Below are 18,763 nucleotides of genomic sequence, written 5' to 3' on the forward strand. Positions count from 1 at the left end.
CGCTGTTGCGCAAGGGCGGGCCTTTGGCCTATCCCTTGGGCGCAACATTGGGGGATATCATGGCACCACGCAAACTTGCCGCCGGAAACTGGAAGATGAACGGCGATCTGGCCGCGCTGTCGCAGATCGACGCCATCGTCGCGGGCCGCGAAACCGGCTGCGACGTGCTGATCTGCCCGCCCGCGGTGCTGCTGCATCCGATGGTCGCGCGCATCGGCGGAGGCGATCTTCTGGTGGGCGGCCAGGACTGCCACCACGCGGGCTCGGGTGCCCATACCGGTGACATCGCGGCGGCACAGCTGGCCGATGCCGGTGCAAGCCACGTCATCCTCGGCCATTCCGAACGCCGCGCCGATCATGGCGAGACCGACGCCGATGTCGCCGCCAAGGCACGCGCCGCCCATGATGCAGGCCTGATCGCCATCATCTGCGTCGGAGAGACCGAGGCCGAGCGCGACGCCGGCACCACGCTGGACGTGATCGCGGCGCAGCTGCAGGGCTCGATCCCCGATTGCGCGACATCCGCGAATACCGTCATCGCCTACGAGCCCGTCTGGGCGATCGGCACCGGCCGCACCCCCGACAACGCCCAGATCGCCGAGGTTCACGCCATGATCCGCGATGCCCTGTCGGCGACCCTGCCCGATGTCAGCCTGCTCTATGGCGGCAGCGTCAAGGCCGCCAACGCGACCGAGATCTTCGCCATCGACAACGTGGACGGCGCGCTGGTGGGCGGCGCCAGCCTCAAGGCTGCCGATTTCCTGCCCATCGTCTCGGCGCTGGCGGCGTCCTGAACCTTCGGCGGCGCGCAATTTCCCTGTTGCGCGCCCCTGTCACGACAGGTAATCAGACCCCAGCACGCACCCGTAGCTCAGCTGGATAGAGCGCTGCCCTCCGAAGGCAGAGGCCAGAGGTTCGAATCCTCTCGGGTGCGCCATTTTCCTTACATTGCTGTACCCGGTACGGGATATGCCACGCGATCGACGCTTTCCGTCGTCGCCGTGATGAAGTCCAGCGTTGCCGAGGATGGCGCCCTACTGGCGGGAAGCAGAAAGTTCGTCGTGTAGCGGACTGCGGGCTCGAAGGGGCGCATGACGATCCCCTCGCCCATCTGGTGGATCAGCGGGAACGGGTTCAGGACCGCCGCACCCAGACCTGCGCGCACGAACTCCATCGCCGAGACATTCGTCGAAGCCTCGATCACGTTCTTCGGCTTGGCGCCCTCCTTGTCGAAGGCGCGATCAAGGACGACCCGGCTGCTGTGGCGCCGGGCCAGCGCGATGAAGTCGGCGCCGTCCAGGTCCTGCGGACGAATCACGCTGCGCGAGGCGAGCGAATGGTGCGCGGGAAGGATGCAGACTGCCTGGGTATCCAGCAGCGGCTCGGTCCTGATGCCTTCATGCGTCACCATCGTATCGGTCAGCCCGATGTCGAAACGGCATTCGGCAATGCCGGTCAGAAGCGCGTCGCTGGCCAGCACCTCGAAGGCGATCTGCAGGTCGGGATTACGCTTCTTGAAATTGGCGATCCGCGCCGCAAGAAAGCGATGCGCGATCGTCGGAGGCGCAGCGATGGACAGCGTGCCGGAATGGCTGCGCGGTGGCTGCGCCTGGTGGTTCGCGATGCGTGCAAGCGTGTCGAATACAGGCGTCAGCTGCTCGTTTATGGACAGGGCCTCGACAGTGGGGACCAGTCGCCCGCCCGAGCGCATGAACAGCTGCATGCCAAGACGATCCTCGAGCTGGGACAGACGCCTGCTGGCCGCCGACTGAGAGATGCCGAGAAAGCGCGCGGCACTGATCGCAGTTCCTTCCGAAACCAGCGCCTGCAGCACCTCCAGTTCTCGCAACGTGATGCCGGAACGGCGATCCCTTGCCTCGGCGGCCTTGTCGTCTTCGGTCATCAAGTATTCCAAATTTGCATACAGATTCATTGTTGACTTCTGAATAACGCATAATAGCGTGATCCCCAAGCTGCATCGCACCACCGGGGGCCAACCCCGGCGACGAAGAACAAGCCCATACAACAGGAAGGAAATGACGGTGAAAACACTGACCCTGCCGCTTGCGGCCGGTTGCCTTGTCGCATCCCTTGCCCAAGCCCACGCACAGGAACTGTCCATCGGCCTGAAATCCGAAGCGACCTCCATGGACCCGCACTTCCACCAGCTGTCGACCAACATCCAGGTCGGCAAGAACATCTTCGAGGCACTGACCACCCAGGATGCCGTGCAGAAGGTGACGCCCGGACTGGCCGAAAGCTGGGAAGCCGTGGACGACACAACCTGGCGCTTCAAGCTGCGCAAGGGCGTCAAGTTCCACGACGGCAGCGACTTTACCGCGCGCGACGTGATCTACAGCTTCTGCCGCGTTCCGCTGGTCCAGAACTCGCCCTCGGCCTACACGATCTTCACCGGCGGCATCGCCGAGATGACGGCCGAAGACGATCACACGCTGATCATCAAGACCAAGGATACCAATCCCCTTTGGCCGACCGAGCTGTGGAGCCTTGCCATCATCTCGGCCAATGCGCTCGGCGCCGAGGAAGATGTCGTCTTCGCACCCGACGGCGAATGCACCGGCATGGGCGAAGTGCCCCAGGCCCCGGCCTTCAACTCGCCCGACATCGCGGTGGGCACCGGCCCCTACAAGCTGGAAAGCTATACCCGCGGATCGGAACTGACCGTCACACGCTTCGAGGACTATTGGGGCGGCACACCCGAATGGGAGCGCGTCGTGATGCGTCCGATCACCAGCGACGGCCCGCGGGTCGCAGCGCTTCTGGCAGGCGATGTCGATCTGATCGAAAGCCCCCCGATCCAGGATCTTCCGCGCATCGAGGAGGCCGGCTTCAGCGTGGTGGACGCCCTGTCGAACCGCATCATCTACCTGCACATGCAGCAGCTGGACGACGCGCCTGGCATCGGCGGAACCGATGGCAAGAACCCGCTGCAGGACGCCCGCGTCCGCGAGGCGATTTCGCTGTCGATCAACCGCGAGGCCATCGCTGAACGCATCATGGGCGGCTATGCGCAACCCGCGGGCGAGCTGCTGCCGCCGCCGATGTTCGGCACCTCGGGCCGCGAGGTCGATCCCTACGACCCCGAACGCGCCAAGGAGCTGCTGGCAGAGGCAGGTTATCCGGACGGGTTCACGCTGAACCTGGGCACGCCCAACGACCGCTACATCAACGACGAACAGATCGCCCAGGCGGTCGCGCAGATGATGGCGCGCATCGGCATCCAGACGACGGTGGACGCGACGACCGCCAGCCAGTTCTTCAGCCGCCGCAACGCGCTGGAATTCCCGATCTACATGGCGGGCTGGGGTGCATCCTCGGGCGACATGTCCTCGCCCCTGAAATCGCTGGTCGCGACCTATGACGAGACGACGGGCACCGGCACCACCAATGCGGGTCGCTACAGCAACCCCGAAATGGACGCCCTGCTGGCCGAGGCCATGTCCACCATCGACGACGCCAAGCGCGACGAGATGCTGCAGCAGGCCGAGACGATGGTGCTGGACGATTACGGGATCATCCCGCTGCATTACGAGCAGACGGTCTGGGCGATGAAATCCGACCTGTCCTACGAACCCCGGGTCGACCAGTACACAATGGCCCGCGAAGTGAAGAAGGCCGAGTGATCGACCCTTCCGGCGCCCCGCTACGGGGCGTCGGATCCCGTCACCGGACCCCGAAGGACCCCCGACATGCTCGTCTATCTTGTCCGCCGCCTGGGACAGAGCCTGCTTGCCATCGTGGCGATGGCAGTTCTGGTCTTTGCCGGCGTATATGCCATCGGCAACCCCGTCGATGTCCTCATCAACCCCGAAGCCACCCAGGCCGAGATCGCGGCGACCATGCAGCGGCTGGGCCTCGACCGCCCGCTCTATGAGCAGTTCGGGATCTTCGTTATGAACGCCCTGCAGGGCGATCTGGGAACCTCGTTCGTCTATGGCCGGCCGGCGCTGGCCATCATCATGGAACGACTGCCCGCGACAATGGAGCTGGCTCTGGTCGCGCTGTTCCTGTCGGTCGCCATCGGCATCCCGCTTGGCGTCTGGGCCGGGCTTCGCCCCGACAGCATTGCCGGACGCACCATCATGGGCGGGTCGATCCTCGGCTTTTCGTTGCCGAACTTCTGGCAAGGGATGCTGCTGATCCTGGTCTTCGCGGTCCTTCTGGGCTGGCTGCCCGCAGGCGGACGGGGCGAAACGACCGAGTTCCTGGGCCTTCAGGTCAGCTTTTTGACTTGGGACGGGCTGACCCACCTGATCTTGCCCGCGATCAATCTCGCGCTGTTCAAGATGTCGCTCATCATCCGACTGGCCCGCGCCAACACGCGAGAGGTCAGCCTGCAGGACTATGTCAAGTTCGCCCGCGCCAAGGGCCTTTCGGGGCGTCGCGTGGTGATGGTCCATATCCTGAAGAACATCATGATCCCCGTCGTCACCATCATCGGGCTGGAACTGGGCTCGATGGTCGCCTTCGCGATCGTGACCGAGACCGTCTTCGCATGGCCTGGCATGGGCAAGCTGCTGATCGACAGCATCAACCTGCTCGATCGGCCCGTGATCGTCGCCTATCTCATGCTGACGGTGCTGATCATCGTGTCCATCAACCTGCTGGTCGACGTGATCTATTCGCTGCTGGATCCGCGTATCCGCCTGTCGGAGATGAAGGGATGAGCCAGACCACCGCAAACGCACCGGTCCGTGTGGACAGCCCCGCCCGCCGCATCCTGCGCCAGTTCATGGAGGACCCGGTCGCCGTCATCGGGCTGATCCTGTTCGTCGCGATCGCGGCACTGGCCATCGCGGCCCCCTGGATCGCGCCGCAGAACCCCTACGATCTGACGCAGCTGGACATCATGGACAGTGCCCTGCCCCCGGGCGAGGTCAGCTTCGGCAGCGGTCAGACCTATTGGCTTGGCACGGACCGCCAGGGCCGCGACATGCTGTCGGGCATTCTCTACGGCCTGCGGATCAGCCTTCTGGTGGCGTCGGTCTCGCTTGGGCTGGCGATCACCATCGGAACCATCGTCGGCGTCACGGCCGCCTATTTCGGGGGCAGGCTCGACAGCTTCATCATGCGGATTGTCGATCTGCAGCTGTCCTTCCCCGCCATCCTGATCGCGCTGATCCTGCTGGCGCTGCTGGGACGCGGCGTGGACAAGGTGATCCTGGCGCTGGTCATCGTGCAATGGGCCTATTACGCGCGGACGGTGCGCAGCTCGGCCATCGTCGAGCGGCGCAAGGATTACATCGATGCGGCGCGCTGCCTTGCGCTGTCCGACCGCCGCATCATGTTCCGCCACCTGCTGCCCAACTGCGTGCCGCCGCTGATCGTGGTCGCCACCGTCCAGATCGCGCAGGCCATCGCGCTTGAGGCGACGCTGTCCTTCCTTGGCGTGGGCGTTCCCATCACCGAACCGTCGCTCGGGCTGCTGATCGCCAACGGCTACGACTATCTCCTGTCGGGCAGCTACTGGATCAGCCTGTTCCCCGGCATCGCGCTGGTCGTGACCATCGTCGCGATCAACCTTGTCGGCGACCGCCTGCGCGACGTCCTGAACCCGAGGTTGCAGAAATGAGCAAGCTTCTGGAAATCAACGACCTTCAGACCCATTTCCACACCCGTGACGGGGTGGCCAAGGCCGTGGACGGCGTCACCTTCTCCCTCGACCGGGGCGAGATCCTGGGCCTTGTCGGCGAAAGCGGATCGGGCAAGTCGGTCACCGGCTTCTCGATCCTGGGACTGGTCGATCCGCCGGGCCGCATTGCCGGGGGCCGGATCGTCTTCGACGGCGACGACCTTGTCGCCGGGGGCGAGCCGATGCTGCGCGGCCTGCGCGGCAAGCGGATCGCCATGATCTTCCAAGATCCGATGATGACGCTGAACCCGGTCCTGCGCATCGACACCCAGATGGTCGAGACGGTGCTGGCACATGAACGCGTCCCCCGGTCCGAGGCGCTGGCCCGTGCACGCGCCGCGCTGGTCCAGGTGGGCATCTCGGCGCCCGACGAGCGGCTGCGCAGCTATCCTCACCAGTTCTCGGGGGGAATGCGGCAGCGCGTGGCCATCGCAATCGCGCTTCTGCACAAGCCCGACCTGATCATCGCAGACGAACCCACCACCGCGCTTGACGTCACCATCCAGGCGCAGATCCTGTCAGAGGTGCAGAGCCTCTGTGCGCAGTCGGGGACCGCGCTGATATGGATCACGCACGATCTGGCCGTGGTGTCCGGTCTGGCCGACCGCCTGGCGGTCATGTACGCGGGCCGCATCATCGAGGAAGGCCCGACGGCCAGCGTCATCGCCAACCCGCGCCATCCCTATACGCGCGGACTGATCGACAGCGTGCCCAAGGGCAAGCAGCACGGCCGCATGCTGAGCCAGATCAAGGGCATGACCCCGTCGCTTCTGCACCTTCCCGAGGGCTGCAAGTTCGCCCCGCGCTGCCCGCGCGCCGATGCCGCCTGCCGATCGGAACCGGCGCTGACGCCAACCGGCGACGATCGCAGCATCCGCTGCCACCACCCCCATGAAGATGCCGAAAGGGTGCATGCCCCGTGACACAGGAACCCATCATCCAGATTCAGGGCGTGTCGAAGCGCTTCACCAAGGATCTCGACATCGCCGAGAAGATGGCTCGCAAGCTGGGGGCCAACCTCGCCCCGGTCACGGTCCATGCCGTCGACGATGTCAGCCTCGACATCCGCAAGGGCGAGGTGCTGGGCCTCGTGGGCGAATCCGGTTGCGGGAAGTCGACGCTCGGCCGGATGGTCGCGGGCCTGACGAACCCCAGTGCCGGGCAGATCCGTTTCCACGGACAGGATGTTGCGGGCCTGCGAGGCGCCGACGCACGGAACGCGGCACTGCGGATGCAGATGGTGTTCCAGGACCCCATGTCGTCGCTGAACCCGCGCATGCGCGTGGGCGATATCGTGTCCGAGGCGCCGCGGTTCCACGGTATCGTCCCGCGGGGTGAACTGGCCGGCTACATCGAGGACACGCTGCGGCAGGTGGGTCTCGATCCCAGCACCGCCAAGCGATATCCGCACCAGTTCTCGGGCGGGCAGCGCGCGCGGATCGGGATTGCACGCGCCCTGGCGGTCCGGCCCGAGTTCCTTGTCTGCGACGAATCCGTGGCGGCCTTGGATGTGTCGATCCAGGCGCAGGTTCTGAACCTGTTCATCAGGCTGCGGCAGGATTTCGACCTGACCTACCTGTTCGTCAGCCACGATCTGGGCGTGGTCGAACATATCTCTGACCGGATCGCGGTGATGTATCTGGGCCGCCTTGTCGAACTGGGCGAGGCCGAGGATCTGATCGCCCGCCCGAACCACCCCTATACCCAGGCGCTGGTCTCCGAGATCCCCACATTCGAGACCGGCAAGAAGACCTATCACGCCATCAAGGGCGAGATCCCGTCGCCACTGAACCCGCCCAAGGGGTGCCATTTCCACCCCCGCTGTCCGCATGCGCATGACCGCTGCCGGTCCGAGGTCCCTGCCCTGCGGCAGGTCGCCCCCGGGCGCATGTCGGCATGCCACCTGAACGACCGGACGTAAGTGCCGGAAACAACGGAGAAGAGAATGCGTAACGACAACCCCGTCTGGTCCCATGTCGATGCAAAGGCCCCCGAGTTCACCGGGCTGGCCGACAGGGTCTTCGACACCCCCGAGCTGGCCTATACCGAGAAGAAATCCTGCGCGGCCCATACCGAGATGCTCGAGGCGCAGGGTTTCCGTGTGACACGCAATGTCGCCGGCATCCCGACCGCCGTCATGGGCGAGGCGGGCGAAGGCGGCCCGGTCATCGCCATCCTCGGCGAATACGACGCGCTGCCCGGCCTGTCGCAGGAACCGGGGCTGGCTGAACCGAAGCAGATCGCGGATCACGGTTTCGGACACGGCTGCGGGCACAACCTGCTGGGCTCGGCCGCGCTCTCGGCGGCGACAGCGGTCAAGGACTGGCTTGCCGCCGAGGGCCTGCCCGGTCGCGTCCGCTATTATGGCTGCCCCGCCGAGGAAGGCGGCGCCGCCAAGACGTACATGGTGCGCGACGGTCAGTTCGATGACGTGGACATCGCGGTCACCTGGCACCCTGCCAGCTTCAACGCGGTGGACGACATGCGTTCGCTGGCCAATACCCGCATCGATTTCACCTTCCACGGCAAGGCGGCCCATGCCGCCGGCGCCCCCGAACTGGGTCGTTCCGCGTTGGATTCGGTCGAGCTGATGAATATCGGCATCAATTACATGCGCGAACACATGCCGGACGCCGCCCGTGTGCACTACGCCTATCTGGATGCGGGCGGGATCGCCCCGAACGTGGTGCAGTCCAAGGCGACCGTGCGCCAGCTGATCCGCAGCCCGGACCTTGCCGGGCTTCAGTCGCTGGTCGAACGCGTCCGCAACATCGCGGACGGCGCGGCCCTGATGTCGGGCACCAAGGTCACCTCGAAGGTCTTCTCGGCGGTGTCGAACCTGACCGAGAACCGCCCCCTGTCCGAGGCCATGCAGGCCGAGTTCGAGGCCCTGGGGCCCGTTCCCTTCGACGAGGCCGACCACGAGTTCGGCTCGCAGATCCGCAGCACGCTGACCCGCGACGATATCGCGGACACCTTCCAGCGGCTGGCGATGAAACCCGATTACGACAAGACGATGTGCGACTTCATCGCGCCGCTGGATCGCCCCTTCATGGGGGGCATGGGATCGACCGATGTGGGCGATGTCAGCTGGGCCGTCCCCACGGTTCAGGCACGCGTCGCGACCTGCGCGATCGGAACCGCGCTGCACAGCTGGCAGCAGACCGCGCAGGGCAAGGCGCCCGCCGCCCACAAAGGCATGTTGCACGCGGCCAAGGTGATGGCATCGACTGCCCGCGCGGCGCTGACCGACCCCGACCTGATCGCGCGTGCGAAGGCCGCCCACCAGGAATTGCTGGCGGACTTCCCCTATTCCTGCCCGATCCCGCAGGGCACGAACCCGCCGGTCGAGGTCTGAGATCGAGCCGGACCGCCCCTGCGATGGGCGGTTCGGACAACTGACGGTCCCGAAATTCGGCGGGGACACCAACATGCCCCATCCGAAACAAGAATGGCCGCAGCATCGCTGCGACCATTCCGTAGAAATCGAGGTACCCTTCAGTCCCGACGCAAGGTCAGGCGCGGCCTCAGAACCCGAACGAGAAGCGGCGCGTGACGCCCAGGCGCAGCGAGGGCTGGTATTCCTCTTGGACGACGGGGCTGTCGGCGGCGTCGCCGATCAGCTTGCCGTAACGGATCTCGCCCAGCAGGGCGGTGTTTTCCGTCATGGCGTATTTCGCCTCGAAGCTGATCGCGGCCTCGTTCAGGCCACCGCCGGGCTGGGTCTCGGCCAGGCCGCTGGCGGCGCTTTCGGCCGCGGTCACGCCGAAATAGGTGTTGTTGAACTCGTCGTCGCCATAGACCAGCTCGGCACCCGACCACAGCGTCAGGCGGTCGCTCAGCTCGGTGCGGTACTTCGCGCCGACCTCGCCGGTCAGCCCCTCGTGGCCGTCGAAGCCGCGACGCAGGCTGCCATAGGCCGTCACCGGACCCGCACCATAGCTGACGCGCAGGCCCAGCTCATAGGCGCGGTCGATGTCGTTCAGGCCCGACAGCTCGGGATAGTCGGCGGTATCGCGTTCACCCACCGTGCCGAAGGACGGCGAGATCGAGAAGCCCTGCTTCGTGCCGCCCGCGCCCGTGCCGAAGCCCGCGTTGCGCCAGATGACCCAGGGCGAGACCTCGCCCTCGTCCGAACCGGGATATTCCGGCCCCACGGTCGCACCCAGCCCCAGGTCGAATGAGAAGACGCGCTCGCCCGTGCCGAAATCCTGCGCGAATGCGGGCGTGGCGGCAAGAACGGCGAATGCGAGGACGTATTTCATGGGGCGAATCCGAAGGTGCGAGGAGGTTTGCACCATCTAACTTTCACCCCGCCCCACTGGCAACAGCCACGGCGCCGCAGGGGCACCATGGCGCATTTTCGCAACAGGTCAGGCCTCGGCCTTCTCCAGCTTCTCCAGCGCCTCCAGCCACAGGGCTTCGGCGCGGGTCATGGCCTGCCGCGCCTCGGCGTGCTTCTTGCCCCATTTCTCGGCCTCGTAGGGGTCGTTGTAGAGCGCCGGATCCGCCAGCTTCACGTCCAGCTTCGACAGCATGTCGGTCAGCTTGCCGACCCGCTCCTCGGCGCGGCGAACCTCGGCGCGCAGGTTCAGCAGCTCGTCGCGGGGGGCACGCTTGGGCGCGGCTTTCGGCTGTTCCTTGGCGGGGGGCGCGCTGTTGCCGGTCAGCAGGAAGCGGCGGTAATCGTCCAGATCGCCCTCGTAGGGGGCCACGTCGCCATCCTTGACCAGCCACAGCCGGTCCGCCACCAGCCCCAGCAGGTGCATGTCGTGGCTGACCAGCACCACCGCGCCGGTATAGTCGTTCAGCGCCTCGGACAGGGCCTCGCGGCTTTCGATGTCCAGGTGGTTGGTCGGTTCGTCCAGGATCAGCAGATGCGGCGCGTCGATCGTCGCGATCAGCAGCGACAGGCGGGCCTTCTGGCCGCCCGACAGCTGGCCGACCTTGGTCTCGGCCTGGGCCTCCATCAGGCCGAAGCCCGCAAGGCGCGCGCGCTGCTTGGCCTGCCCCTCGTCCGGGCGCAGGCTGCGGATGTGATCCAGCGGGGTCTCGTCCAGGTGAAGCTCGTCCACCTGGTGCTGGGCGAAATAGCCGACGCGCAGCTTGGTGGAACGCGTGATGTGCCCCGCCATCGTGCCCAGCCGCTCGGCCAGCAGCTTCGACAGCGTGGACTTGCCCTGACCGTTGCGGCCCAGAAGCGCGATGCGGTCGTCCTGGTCGATGCGCAGGTTCAGCTTGCGCAGGACCGCGCGGTCGCCATAGCCGACGGACACGCCCTCCATCGCGACGATGGGCGGGGACAGCCCCTCGGGCTGGGGGAAGGTGAAGCGGTGGAACTTGGCCTCTTCGGGGGCGGTGATCGGCTCCATCTTGGCCAGCATCTTGACGCGGGCCTGCGCCTGGCGCGCCTTGCTGGCGGTCGCGCCGAAGCGGTCCACGAAGCTTTGCAGATGCGCGCGGCGGTCGGCCTGCTTCTTGGCCTCGGCGGCCAGCAGGGCCCGCTTCTCGGCGCGCATCCTGGTGAAGCTGTCATAGCCGCCGGTATAGAGCGTCAGCTTCTTCGCCTCGAGATGCAGGATATGCCCGACGGCGCGGTTCAGAAGGCCGCGATCGTGGCTGATGATGATGACCGTATGCGGGTACCGCGCCAGATAGCTTTCCAGCCACAGCGCCCCTTCCAGGTCCAGGTAGTTGGTCGGTTCGTCCAGCAGCAGCAGGTCGGGCTGGGCGAACAGCACGCCCGCCAGCGCGACGCGCATCCGCCAGCCGCCGCTGAAATCGCTGGTCGGCCGCGCCTGGTCCGCGGTCGAGAAGCCCAGCCCGTCGAGGATCGTCGCGGCCCGCGCCTCGGCGGACCATGCGTCGATATCGGCAAGGCGGGTCTGCACCTCGGCGATGCGGGTCGGGTCGGTCGCCTGCTCGGCCTCGGCCATCAGGGCGGCGCGTTCCTTGTCGGCGGCCAGGACCGTGTCCAGCACCGAGATCCCGGTCGCGGCGCTTTCCTGCGCCACGCCCCCGATCCGGGCCCGCGAGGGCAGCGATATCTCGCCCCCGTCCAGCGACAGTTCGCCCTTGATCAGCTTGAACAGCGTGGTCTTGCCGGCCCCGTTGGGACCGACAAGGCCGATCTTGTGACCTTCGGGAATGGTGGCCGATGCCTGCTCGAACAGCGGGCGGCCCTGGATGGAATAGGAGATGTCATCGATGCGCAGCATGGCGCGGGCATGACCGATCCCGGCCCGACCGTCAATGACCGCCGCGCCGGCAATCGACCGCGCATGGCGGATTCAGTATTCACCGGAATGGAACTGGCGGGTGGGCGCGGCCCTTCATATGTTCCCTCATTCACCGCCCGGCGGCACCGGCCCCCGGGCGGGACCAATTGAACCGAAAGGACAAATCATGCGCAGCGTAGGCCACGAGACGTTCGGCGAACCCCAGGACGTCCTGCAGCAGGTCGAAATCGACCGCCCCAGCCCCAAGGCCGGCGAAGTGCTGATCAAGGTCATCATGGCCCCGATCCACAACCACGACCTGTGGACGATCCGGGGCACCTACGGCACGAAGCCCCAGCTGCCCGCCACCGCCGGCAGCGAGGCCGTCGGGATCGTCGAGGAGGTCGGCCCCGAGGTCGATCCCGCGCTGAAGGGCCGCCGCGTCGCCGCTGCGGGCATCCCGGGCGCCTGGGCCGAATACGTGATCGGCCGCGCCGATGCCGTGATCCCCGTCCCCGACGAGATGTCGGACGAGGCCGCCGCCCAGCTGATCGCCATGCCCTTCAGCACCATCACGCTGCTGGAGTTCCTCAACGTCAAGGAAGGCGACTGGGTCGTCCAGACCGCCGCGAACGGCGCGGTCGGGCGCATCATGGACGTGTTGGCGCGCGAACGCGGGGTCAAGCTGCTGAACCTTGTCCGCCGCGAGGCTGCGGTGAAGGAACTGACAGAGGCGGGCCTGCAGAACGTCGTCTCGACCGACGATCCGGACTGGATCGCCAAGGCGAAGGCGATCGTCGGCGATGACGGCGCACGCGCGGCGATCGACAGCGTGGGCGGTCAGGTCGCGGGCGATCTGGTCGAACTGCTGGGCCACGAAGGGCTGCTGGTCACCTTCGGCGCGATGGCCGAACCGACCCTGCCGCTGTCCTCGGGTCAGCTGATCTTCAAGCACATCACGGTCAAGGGCTTCTGGGGTGCCATCGTCATGACCCAGACCCCCGCCGAGGATCGCCAGCGCATGTTCGGCGAACTGATCCGGCTGATCCTGAACGGCAAGCTGGTCCTGACCTCGGGCGGCGATTTCGCGCTGGAGAACCCGCGCGAGGCCGCGAAGGCCAGCCTGACGGCGGGCCGCAACGGCAAGATCATGTTCAAGCCGTAAGCAGGCTTCGGGCGGGGGCGCTCAGCCCTCGCCCAACCCCGTCTGCGCCAGGTAATGGCGCACGGCATCCGCGACATGCCGGAACCTGTCGCCGCCCAGATGCTTGCCGCCATACCAGCGCGTGACGATCACGACGTGATCGGTCAGACCCGCGCGTTCCAGCATCTGCAGGATCAGCATGCCCGCCCCGCCCTCGCCGTCGTCGTCCTTGGCCGGTTCGCCCGACAGGATCGCGGCCCAGCTGTGATGGGTGGCCTTCTGGAACCGCTTGGTCCGCTTCAGCTCGGCCAGCAGCGCCTCGACGCCCGCCTTGTCGGTCACCGGACCGCCCGCGACCGCGTATTTCGATCCGCGATCCGAGATGATCTTGTCGAAGACCTGCATCTCAACGCCGTCGGACATAGAGTTCCAGCCTGTGATGCACGATCTCGTATCCCATCTCGGCCGCGATCTCGGCCTGAAGACGCTCGATGCGTTCGTTGTGGAACTCCATCACCTCGCCGCTGTCCACGTCGATCATGTGGTCGTGATGGGACTGGTCGGCGGCCTCCCACCGGGCGGGTTCGCCCTGGAATTCCAGCTTCTCGATCACGCCCTGGGTCTGCAGCGTCGTCAGCGTGCGATAGACGGTGGCCAGCGACACCCCTGCCCCCGCGGCGACCGCACGGGCGTGCAGCTCGGCCGCGTCGGGATGATCCTCGGCCGAGGCGATGACCCCCAGCAGCGCCGCACGCTGGCGCGTGACCCGCACGCCCGCCGCCCGCAGCGCATCTTCCAGCGCGGCCGCCCGCGCATCGTTCTGAAATGGCTTGCTCATGGTTTCAGCATGCACCGGACCGGCGTCAGTTGCAACTGGTTCTCAACTGTTGACAGTTGCGAACGATTCGCAGAAGCTCCGGCGCAGGAGGTCCAACGACATGCTTCGCACCCTGACTGCCCTGCTTCTTCTGTCGCCGCTGACGGCCCATGCCGATGACCTGAAGGTCGCGACCAGCTTCACCATCCTGGCCGACATGGCCCGCAACGTCGCGGGCGACCTGGCCGAGGTGAACTCGATCACGCCCCCCGGCGCCGAGATCCACGGATACGAACCCACGCCCCGCGACGTGATCGCCATCAGCGACAGCGACCTGATCATCGTGAACGGCATGAACCTGGACGACTGGACGCAGCAGTTCCTGTCGCGCGCGGGCGATGTGCCGGTCGCGGTGCTGTCGGACGGGGTCCAGCCCATCTCGATCACCGGGGGCGATTACGACGGGCGACCGAACCCCCATGCCTGGATGGCGCTGGATTCCGCACTGATCTACGTGGACAACATCGCGACCGCCCTGTCCGAGGTGGACCCGGACAACGCCGCGACCTATGCCGCCAATGCCGAAACCTACAAGGCGCAGATCGCCGGGGTGATCGGCCCGCTGCGCGACGCGGCCCGCGCCCTGCCCGAGGACCGCCGCTGGCTGGTCTCGTCCGAGGGGGCGTTCTCCTATCTGGCGCGGGATTTCGGGCTGTCCGAACTGTATCTGTGGCCGATCAATTCCGACGGTCAGGGCACGCCCCAGCAGGTCCGCGCGCTGATCGACAGCATGCGCGACAGCGGCGCGCCGGTGATCTTCTCGGAAAGCACGGTCAGCGACCGACCAGCGAAACGCATCGCGCGTGAAACCGGGGCGGCCTATGGCGGCGTTCTGTATGTCGACAGCCTGTCGGATGCGTCCGGGCCGGTCCCGACATATCTGGACCTGCTGCGCGTCACGTCCGAGACGATCATCGAAGGGATCTCCGAGTGAGCGATCACGGAATAGAGGCGGCGGGCCTGACCGTCGCCTATCGCAACGGCCACCGCGCGCTGCACGACGCGACCTTCACCGTGCCGCGTGCCTCGGTGACGGCACTGGTGGGGGTGAACGGCGCGGGGAAATCGACCCTGTTCAAGGCGCTGATGGGGCTGCTGCACCACGCATCCGGGCGGGTGTCGATCATGGGGCTGGAGGTGCGGCAGGCGCTGGCCCGCAACCTCGTGGCCTATGTGCCCCAATCCGAGGAGGTGGACTGGAGCTTTCCGGTGCTGGTCGAGGACGTGGTGATGATGGGGCGCTACGGGCATATGGGGTTCCTGCGCCGCGCGCGGGCGGCCGACCGGCAGGCCGTCGCATTGGCACTGGCCCGCGTCGGCATGACCGATTTCGCCCAGCGCCAGATCGGCGAGTTGTCGGGCGGCCAGAAGAAGCGCGTCTTCCTGGCCCGTGCCCTGGCGCAAGAGGCGCAGGTCATCCTGCTGGACGAACCCTTCACCGGCGTCGACGTGGAAACCGAACAGGCGATCATCGCCCTTCTGCGCCAGATGCGGGACGAGGGGCGCGTGATGCTGGTATCGACCCACGACCTGGGGTCGGTCCCCGAATATTGCGACCGCGTGGTGCTGGTGAAGGGCACGGTGCTGGCATCCGGCCCGACCGCCACGACCTTCACCCCCGAAAACCTGCGCGAGGCGTTCGGCGGCGTGCTGCGCCACTTCATGCTGGGCGGAAGCGACCTGCACGACGATCCGGACCACCGGGCCGTGGATGTCTTCACGGACGACGAACGCCCGCTGATCTTCTATGACGACCAGCACCGCACCGGGGGCGGCGCGTGATGCTGGAGCTGCTGCTGACGCCGTTCGAATACGGCTACATGGCGACGGCGATCTGGGTCTCGGCGCTGGTGGGCGGGGTCTGCGCCTTCCTGTCGGCCTATCTGATGCTCAAGGGCTGGAGCCTGATCGGCGATGCGCTGTCCCACTCCATCGTCCCGGGCGTCGCGGGCGCCTACATGCTGGGGCTGCCCTTCGCGATCGGTGCCTTCCTTGCGGGCGGGCTGGCCGCGCTGAGCATGCTGTTCCTGAACAACCGCACGGGCCTGAAGCAGGACGCCATCATCGGGCTGATCTTCACCGGCTTCTTCGGGGTGGGGCTGTTCATCGTGTCGCTGAACCCCGTCGCGGTGGACCTGCAGCTGATCACCATGGGCAACATCCTGGCCATCGCGCCGGGGGACGTGGTGCAGCTGCTGCTGATATCTGGCGTCTCGCTGGCAATCCTGCTGCTGAAATGGCGCGACCTGATGGTGGTCTTCTTCGACGAGAGCCACGCCCGCACCGTGGGCCTGCACCCCACCCGCCTGAAGGCGCTGTTCTTCACCCTGCTGGCGGCATCCACCGTGGCCGCGATGCAGACCGTGGGCGCGTTCCTCGTGATCGCGCTGGTCGTGACGCCGGGGGCCACGGCCTATCTGCTGACCGATCGCTTTCCGCGCCTGATCGCGATTTCCGTCGCGATCGGCAGCACGACTTCGGCGGTCGGGGCCTATGCCAGCTTCTTCATCGACGGGGCGACGGGCGGGATCATCGTGGCGCTGCAGACGATCCTGTTCCTGCTGGCCTTCGCCTTCGCGCCGACCCATGGCGTGCTGGCATCGCGCAGGCGCGCCCGCGCCGCCGTCGAAGGGGGCAGGACATGAGCTGGCTGACCCTTCCCTTCAGCTTTCCCGTGATGGCCGATGCGGCCATGATCGCGGTGATCGTGGCGATCCCGGCGGCGATCCTCAGCTGCTTCCTGGTCCTGAAGGGCTGGGCGCTGATGGGCGACGGGATCAGCCACGCCGTGTTCCCCGGCATCGTGCTGGCCTATATCCTGGGGCTGCCGCTGCTGGCGGGGGCCTTCGTCGCGGGGATGATCTGCGCGACGGGCGCGGGCTGGCTGGACGCCAACAGCCGCATCAAGTCCGACACGGCCCTGGGCGTCGTCATGGCAGGCATGTTCGCGCTTGGCCTGATCCTGTTCGTGATGTTCCCCAGCAACGTGCATCTGGACCACATCCTGTTCGGCAACATCCTCGGCATCGGGCCGCAGGACTTCGCGCAGGCGGTGCCCATCGCGGTGGCGGTGACGGGGATCCTGCTGCTGAAATGGCGCGACTTCGCGCTGCTGGCCTTCGATCCGGTGCAGGCGCGCGTGTCGGGGCTGCGCACGGGCTGGCTGCATTACGGGCTGCTGGCGATGATCGCGGCATCGGTGGTGGCGATGCTGTCCTCGGTCGGCATCATCCTGTCGATCGGCCTGCTGATCGCGCCGGGGGCCATCGCCTTCCTGCTGACGCGCAGGCTGCAGGCGATGATGGCGGTCGCCACGGTCATCGCGGTCGGGGCATCGCTGGCAGGGGTCTGGGCCAGCTTCTGGCTGGACAGCGCGCCCGCCCCCACGATCATCGTGATCCTGACGGGCTGCTTCGTGCTGGCCTTCGCCTGGCGTCAGATCCGCGTCTGAGGCCCCTTTCAAATGGCGTGGCAGCATGCCAGCATTCCGGCGCAATCAAGGAGGGCGTCATGCTGCCACCCCGCTCGGACTTTCCCGCCGATTTCGTCTTCGGTGCCGCCACCTCGGCCTATCAGATCGAGGGGTCCTCGAACGGGAATGCGGGCGCGTCCCACTGGGACAGCTTTGCCGCCACGCCGGGCAACATCATGGATGACAGCAACGGCAGCATCGCCTGCGACCATTACAACCGCTGGCCCGAGGATCTGGACCTGATCCGCGATGCGGGAATGGGGGCCTATCGCTTCTCGACCAGCTGGGCGCGGGTGATGCCCGACGGCGCGACGCCGAACCCCGAGGGGATGGATTTCTACGACCGGCTGGTCGACGGGATGCTGGAACGCGGGCTGCAACCGCATCTGACCTATTACCACTGGGAACTGCCCGCGGCGCTTGCGGTCAAGGGCGGCTGGCAGAACCGCGACATCGCGGCCCGCTTCGCCGATTACTGCGTGGCGGTGAATGCGCGGCTGGGCGACCGCATCGCCGGTGCGGCCACCCTGAACGAGCCGTGGTGCATCGCCTGGCTGTCGCATTTCCTGGGCCATCACGCGCCGGGCCTGCGCGACATCCGCGCGGCGGGTCATGCCATGCACCACGTGCTGCTGGCCCATGGGCAGGCCATGTCCGCCCTGCGGGCCGAGGGGGCGAAGAACCTCGGGATCGTCCTGAACTTCGAGACCGCGCACCCCGCCGACGACACCCCCGCCGCCGCCCGCACCGCCGAGGTGCAGGACGCCATCTACAACCAGTGGTTCATCCGCGCCGTCATGGGACAGGGCTATCCCGAGGCCGCGCTGGAAGGGCTGCGCCCCCACATGCCCGCGGGCTGGGAAGAGGACATGCAAGCCATCGCCCAGCCGATCGACTGGCTGGGGGTGAATTACTACACCCGCAAGCTGCATGCCCCCGGCGCGGGGCTGTGGCCCGCCGCCCGCGACGTGGCCGGCCCCCTGCCCAAGACCCAGATGGACTGGGAGATTCGCCCCGAGGGCCTGACCGAGTTCCTGACCCGCCTCAAGCGCGACCATGTGGGCGATCTGCCCATCTTCGTGACCGAGAACGGCATGGCCGAGGCCGCGGGCCCGGACGTGACGCAGGACCCCACGCGCGTGGCCTTCATCGGCGATCACCTTCGCGCGGCAAAGGCTGCGATGGATCAGGGCGTGAACCTGCGCGGGTTCTTCTACTGGTCGCTTCTGGACAATTACGAATGGGGCTGGGGATACGGGCCGCGCTTCGGGCTGGTCCATGTCGATTACGCGACCCAGAAGCGGACGCCGAAATCCAGCTGGCACGCCATGCGCGCGATGCTGGCAGGCTGATGCGCGCCATGTTGCGACGATGCCGCCCGCGCGCTATCTGCAACGGA

18 protein-coding genes and 1 tRNA gene are annotated in these 18,763 nt (G+C 66.7%); 14 read left to right on the forward strand and 5 right to left on the reverse strand.

From position 1 onward, the window contains the following. Window positions 1-59: 59 nt before the first annotated feature. A complete protein-coding gene (tpiA, locus tag F804_RS0109295) occupies window positions 60-794 on the forward strand; it encodes a triose-phosphate isomerase (RefSeq protein ID WP_022707477.1) in 735 nt (244 codons plus the stop codon). Between the two features lie 66 nt (window positions 795-860). Beyond that, window positions 861-937: transfer RNA gene (locus tag F804_RS0109300), tRNA-Arg, on the forward strand. A 6-nt stretch (window positions 938-943) separates the two neighbouring features. On the opposite strand, the gene F804_RS17365 is transcribed toward F804_RS0109300, so the two are convergent. After that, window positions 944-1,972 carry a LysR substrate-binding domain-containing protein gene (locus F804_RS17365; protein ID WP_169447687.1) on the reverse strand — a complete coding sequence of 343 codons (1,029 nt, stop codon included), beginning with the start codon at window positions 1,970-1,972 and terminating at the stop codon, window positions 944-946. A gap of 70 nt (window positions 1,973-2,042) precedes the next feature. Between F804_RS17365 and F804_RS0109310 the strand changes: the two genes are divergently transcribed. From F804_RS0109310 to F804_RS0109335, 6 genes are all read left to right on the forward strand, one after another. Next, window positions 2,043-3,644, forward strand: a complete 1,602-nt coding sequence (locus F804_RS0109310; RefSeq protein WP_211214619.1) for an ABC transporter substrate-binding protein — start codon at window positions 2,043-2,045, stop codon at window positions 3,642-3,644. Between the two features lie 66 nt (window positions 3,645-3,710). Continuing rightward, a complete protein-coding gene (locus F804_RS0109315) occupies window positions 3,711-4,688 on the forward strand; it encodes an ABC transporter permease (protein ID WP_022707480.1) in 978 nt (325 codons plus the stop codon). Next, on the forward strand, window positions 4,685-5,593 hold the full coding sequence (locus F804_RS0109320; RefSeq protein WP_022707481.1) for an ABC transporter permease: 909 nt from the start codon (window positions 4,685-4,687) through the stop codon (window positions 5,591-5,593). The genes F804_RS0109315 and F804_RS0109320 overlap by 4 nt, the downstream gene beginning before the upstream one ends. Beyond that, a complete protein-coding gene (locus F804_RS0109325; protein WP_022707482.1) occupies window positions 5,590-6,576 on the forward strand; it encodes an ABC transporter ATP-binding protein in 987 nt (328 codons plus the stop codon). The genes F804_RS0109320 and F804_RS0109325 overlap by 4 nt, the downstream gene beginning before the upstream one ends. Then, a complete protein-coding gene (locus F804_RS0109330; RefSeq protein ID WP_022707483.1) occupies window positions 6,573-7,574 on the forward strand; it encodes an ABC transporter ATP-binding protein in 1,002 nt (333 codons plus the stop codon). Before F804_RS0109325 ends, F804_RS0109330 begins: the two co-directional genes overlap by 4 nt. 24 nt (window positions 7,575-7,598) lie before the next feature. Continuing rightward, window positions 7,599-9,011 carry a M20 family metallopeptidase gene (locus F804_RS0109335; RefSeq protein ID WP_022707484.1) on the forward strand — a complete coding sequence of 471 codons (1,413 nt, stop codon included), beginning with the start codon at window positions 7,599-7,601 and terminating at the stop codon, window positions 9,009-9,011. Window positions 9,012-9,180: 169 nt separating this feature from the next. Here F804_RS0109335 and F804_RS0109340 read toward each other — a convergent pair whose 3' ends face one another. Both F804_RS0109340 and F804_RS0109345 read right to left on the reverse strand, forming a co-directional pair. After that, on the reverse strand, window positions 9,181-9,918 hold the full coding sequence (locus F804_RS0109340) for a MipA/OmpV family protein (protein WP_022707485.1): 738 nt from the start codon (window positions 9,916-9,918) through the stop codon (window positions 9,181-9,183). A 108-nt stretch (window positions 9,919-10,026) separates the two neighbouring features. Continuing rightward, on the reverse strand, window positions 10,027-11,871 hold the full coding sequence (locus F804_RS0109345; protein ID WP_022707486.1) for an ABC-F family ATP-binding cassette domain-containing protein: 1,845 nt from the start codon (window positions 11,869-11,871) through the stop codon (window positions 10,027-10,029). Window positions 11,872-12,058: 187 nt separating this feature from the next. On the opposite strand from F804_RS0109345, the gene F804_RS0109350 reads away from it, so the two are divergent. Beyond that, the gene (locus F804_RS0109350) at window positions 12,059-13,036 is read left to right on the forward strand and encodes a zinc-binding dehydrogenase (RefSeq protein ID WP_022707487.1); all 978 of its coding nucleotides are present in this window, start codon (window positions 12,059-12,061) and stop codon (window positions 13,034-13,036) included. A 21-nt stretch (window positions 13,037-13,057) separates the two neighbouring features. Here F804_RS0109350 and F804_RS0109355 read toward each other — a convergent pair whose 3' ends face one another. Both F804_RS0109355 and F804_RS0109360 read right to left on the reverse strand, forming a co-directional pair. Next, a complete protein-coding gene (locus F804_RS0109355; protein ID WP_028725824.1) occupies window positions 13,058-13,420 on the reverse strand; it encodes a YigZ family protein in 363 nt (120 codons plus the stop codon). A 1-nt stretch (window position 13,421) separates the two neighbouring features. Beyond that, complete coding sequence (locus tag F804_RS0109360; protein WP_022707489.1) at window positions 13,422-13,853, reverse strand: Fur family transcriptional regulator; 432 nt, start codon at window positions 13,851-13,853, stop codon at window positions 13,422-13,424. Window positions 13,854-13,953: 100 nt separating this feature from the next. On the opposite strand from F804_RS0109360, the gene F804_RS0109365 reads away from it, so the two are divergent. From F804_RS0109365 to F804_RS0109385, 5 genes are read left to right on the forward strand one after another with little or no spacing between them, the layout of a single operon-like run. After that, a complete protein-coding gene (locus F804_RS0109365; protein ID WP_022707490.1) occupies window positions 13,954-14,826 on the forward strand; it encodes a metal ABC transporter substrate-binding protein in 873 nt (290 codons plus the stop codon). After that, window positions 14,823-15,674, forward strand: coding sequence for a manganese/iron ABC transporter ATP-binding protein (locus F804_RS0109370; RefSeq protein ID WP_022707491.1), 852 nt, complete (start codon window positions 14,823-14,825; stop codon window positions 15,672-15,674). Before F804_RS0109365 ends, F804_RS0109370 begins: the two co-directional genes overlap by 4 nt. Continuing rightward, on the forward strand, window positions 15,674-16,537 hold the full coding sequence (locus tag F804_RS0109375) for a metal ABC transporter permease (protein WP_022707492.1): 864 nt from the start codon (window positions 15,674-15,676) through the stop codon (window positions 16,535-16,537). The genes F804_RS0109370 and F804_RS0109375 overlap by 1 nt, the downstream gene beginning before the upstream one ends. Continuing rightward, on the forward strand, window positions 16,534-17,343 hold the full coding sequence (locus F804_RS0109380; protein WP_022707493.1) for a metal ABC transporter permease: 810 nt from the start codon (window positions 16,534-16,536) through the stop codon (window positions 17,341-17,343). The genes F804_RS0109375 and F804_RS0109380 overlap by 4 nt, the downstream gene beginning before the upstream one ends. A gap of 59 nt (window positions 17,344-17,402) precedes the next feature. Next, window positions 17,403-18,716, forward strand: coding sequence for a GH1 family beta-glucosidase (locus F804_RS0109385; RefSeq protein ID WP_022707494.1), 1,314 nt, complete (start codon window positions 17,403-17,405; stop codon window positions 18,714-18,716). Window positions 18,717-18,763 lie beyond the last annotated feature (47 nt).

Source organism: Paracoccus zeaxanthinifaciens ATCC 21588 (assembly GCF_000420145.1).
GTDB lineage: Bacteria > Pseudomonadota > Alphaproteobacteria > Rhodobacterales > Rhodobacteraceae > Paracoccus > Paracoccus zeaxanthinifaciens.

Bases quoted from the DNA above. Each gene is read 5' to 3' on its own strand.
- tpiA (WP_022707477.1), top strand. From the start codon at position 60: ATGGCACCACGCAAACTTGCCGCCGGAAACTGGAAGATGAACGGCGAT.
- F804_RS0109315 (WP_022707480.1), top strand. From the start codon at position 3,711: ATGCTCGTCTATCTTGTCCGCCGCCTGGGACAGAGCCTGCTTGCCATC.
- F804_RS0109320 (WP_022707481.1), top strand. From the start codon at position 4,685: ATGAGCCAGACCACCGCAAACGCACCGGTCCGTGTGGACAGCCCCGCC.
- F804_RS0109325 (WP_022707482.1), top strand. From the start codon at position 5,590: ATGAGCAAGCTTCTGGAAATCAACGACCTTCAGACCCATTTCCACACC.
- F804_RS0109335 (WP_022707484.1), top strand. From the start codon at position 7,599: ATGCGTAACGACAACCCCGTCTGGTCCCATGTCGATGCAAAGGCCCCC.
- F804_RS0109340 (WP_022707485.1), bottom strand. From the start codon at position 9,918: ATGAAATACGTCCTCGCATTCGCCGTTCTTGCCGCCACGCCCGCATTC.
- F804_RS0109345 (WP_022707486.1), bottom strand. From the start codon at position 11,871: ATGCTGCGCATCGATGACATCTCCTATTCCATCCAGGGCCGCCCGCTG.
- F804_RS0109350 (WP_022707487.1), top strand. From the start codon at position 12,059: ATGCGCAGCGTAGGCCACGAGACGTTCGGCGAACCCCAGGACGTCCTG.
- F804_RS0109355 (WP_028725824.1), bottom strand. From the start codon at position 13,420: ATGCAGGTCTTCGACAAGATCATCTCGGATCGCGGATCGAAATACGCG.
- F804_RS0109360 (WP_022707489.1), bottom strand. From the start codon at position 13,853: ATGAGCAAGCCATTTCAGAACGATGCGCGGGCGGCCGCGCTGGAAGAT.
- F804_RS0109365 (WP_022707490.1), top strand. From the start codon at position 13,954: ATGCTTCGCACCCTGACTGCCCTGCTTCTTCTGTCGCCGCTGACGGCC.
- F804_RS0109375 (WP_022707492.1), top strand. From the start codon at position 15,674: ATGCTGGAGCTGCTGCTGACGCCGTTCGAATACGGCTACATGGCGACG.
- F804_RS0109380 (WP_022707493.1), top strand. From the start codon at position 16,534: ATGAGCTGGCTGACCCTTCCCTTCAGCTTTCCCGTGATGGCCGATGCG.
- F804_RS0109385 (WP_022707494.1), top strand. From the start codon at position 17,403: ATGCTGCCACCCCGCTCGGACTTTCCCGCCGATTTCGTCTTCGGTGCC.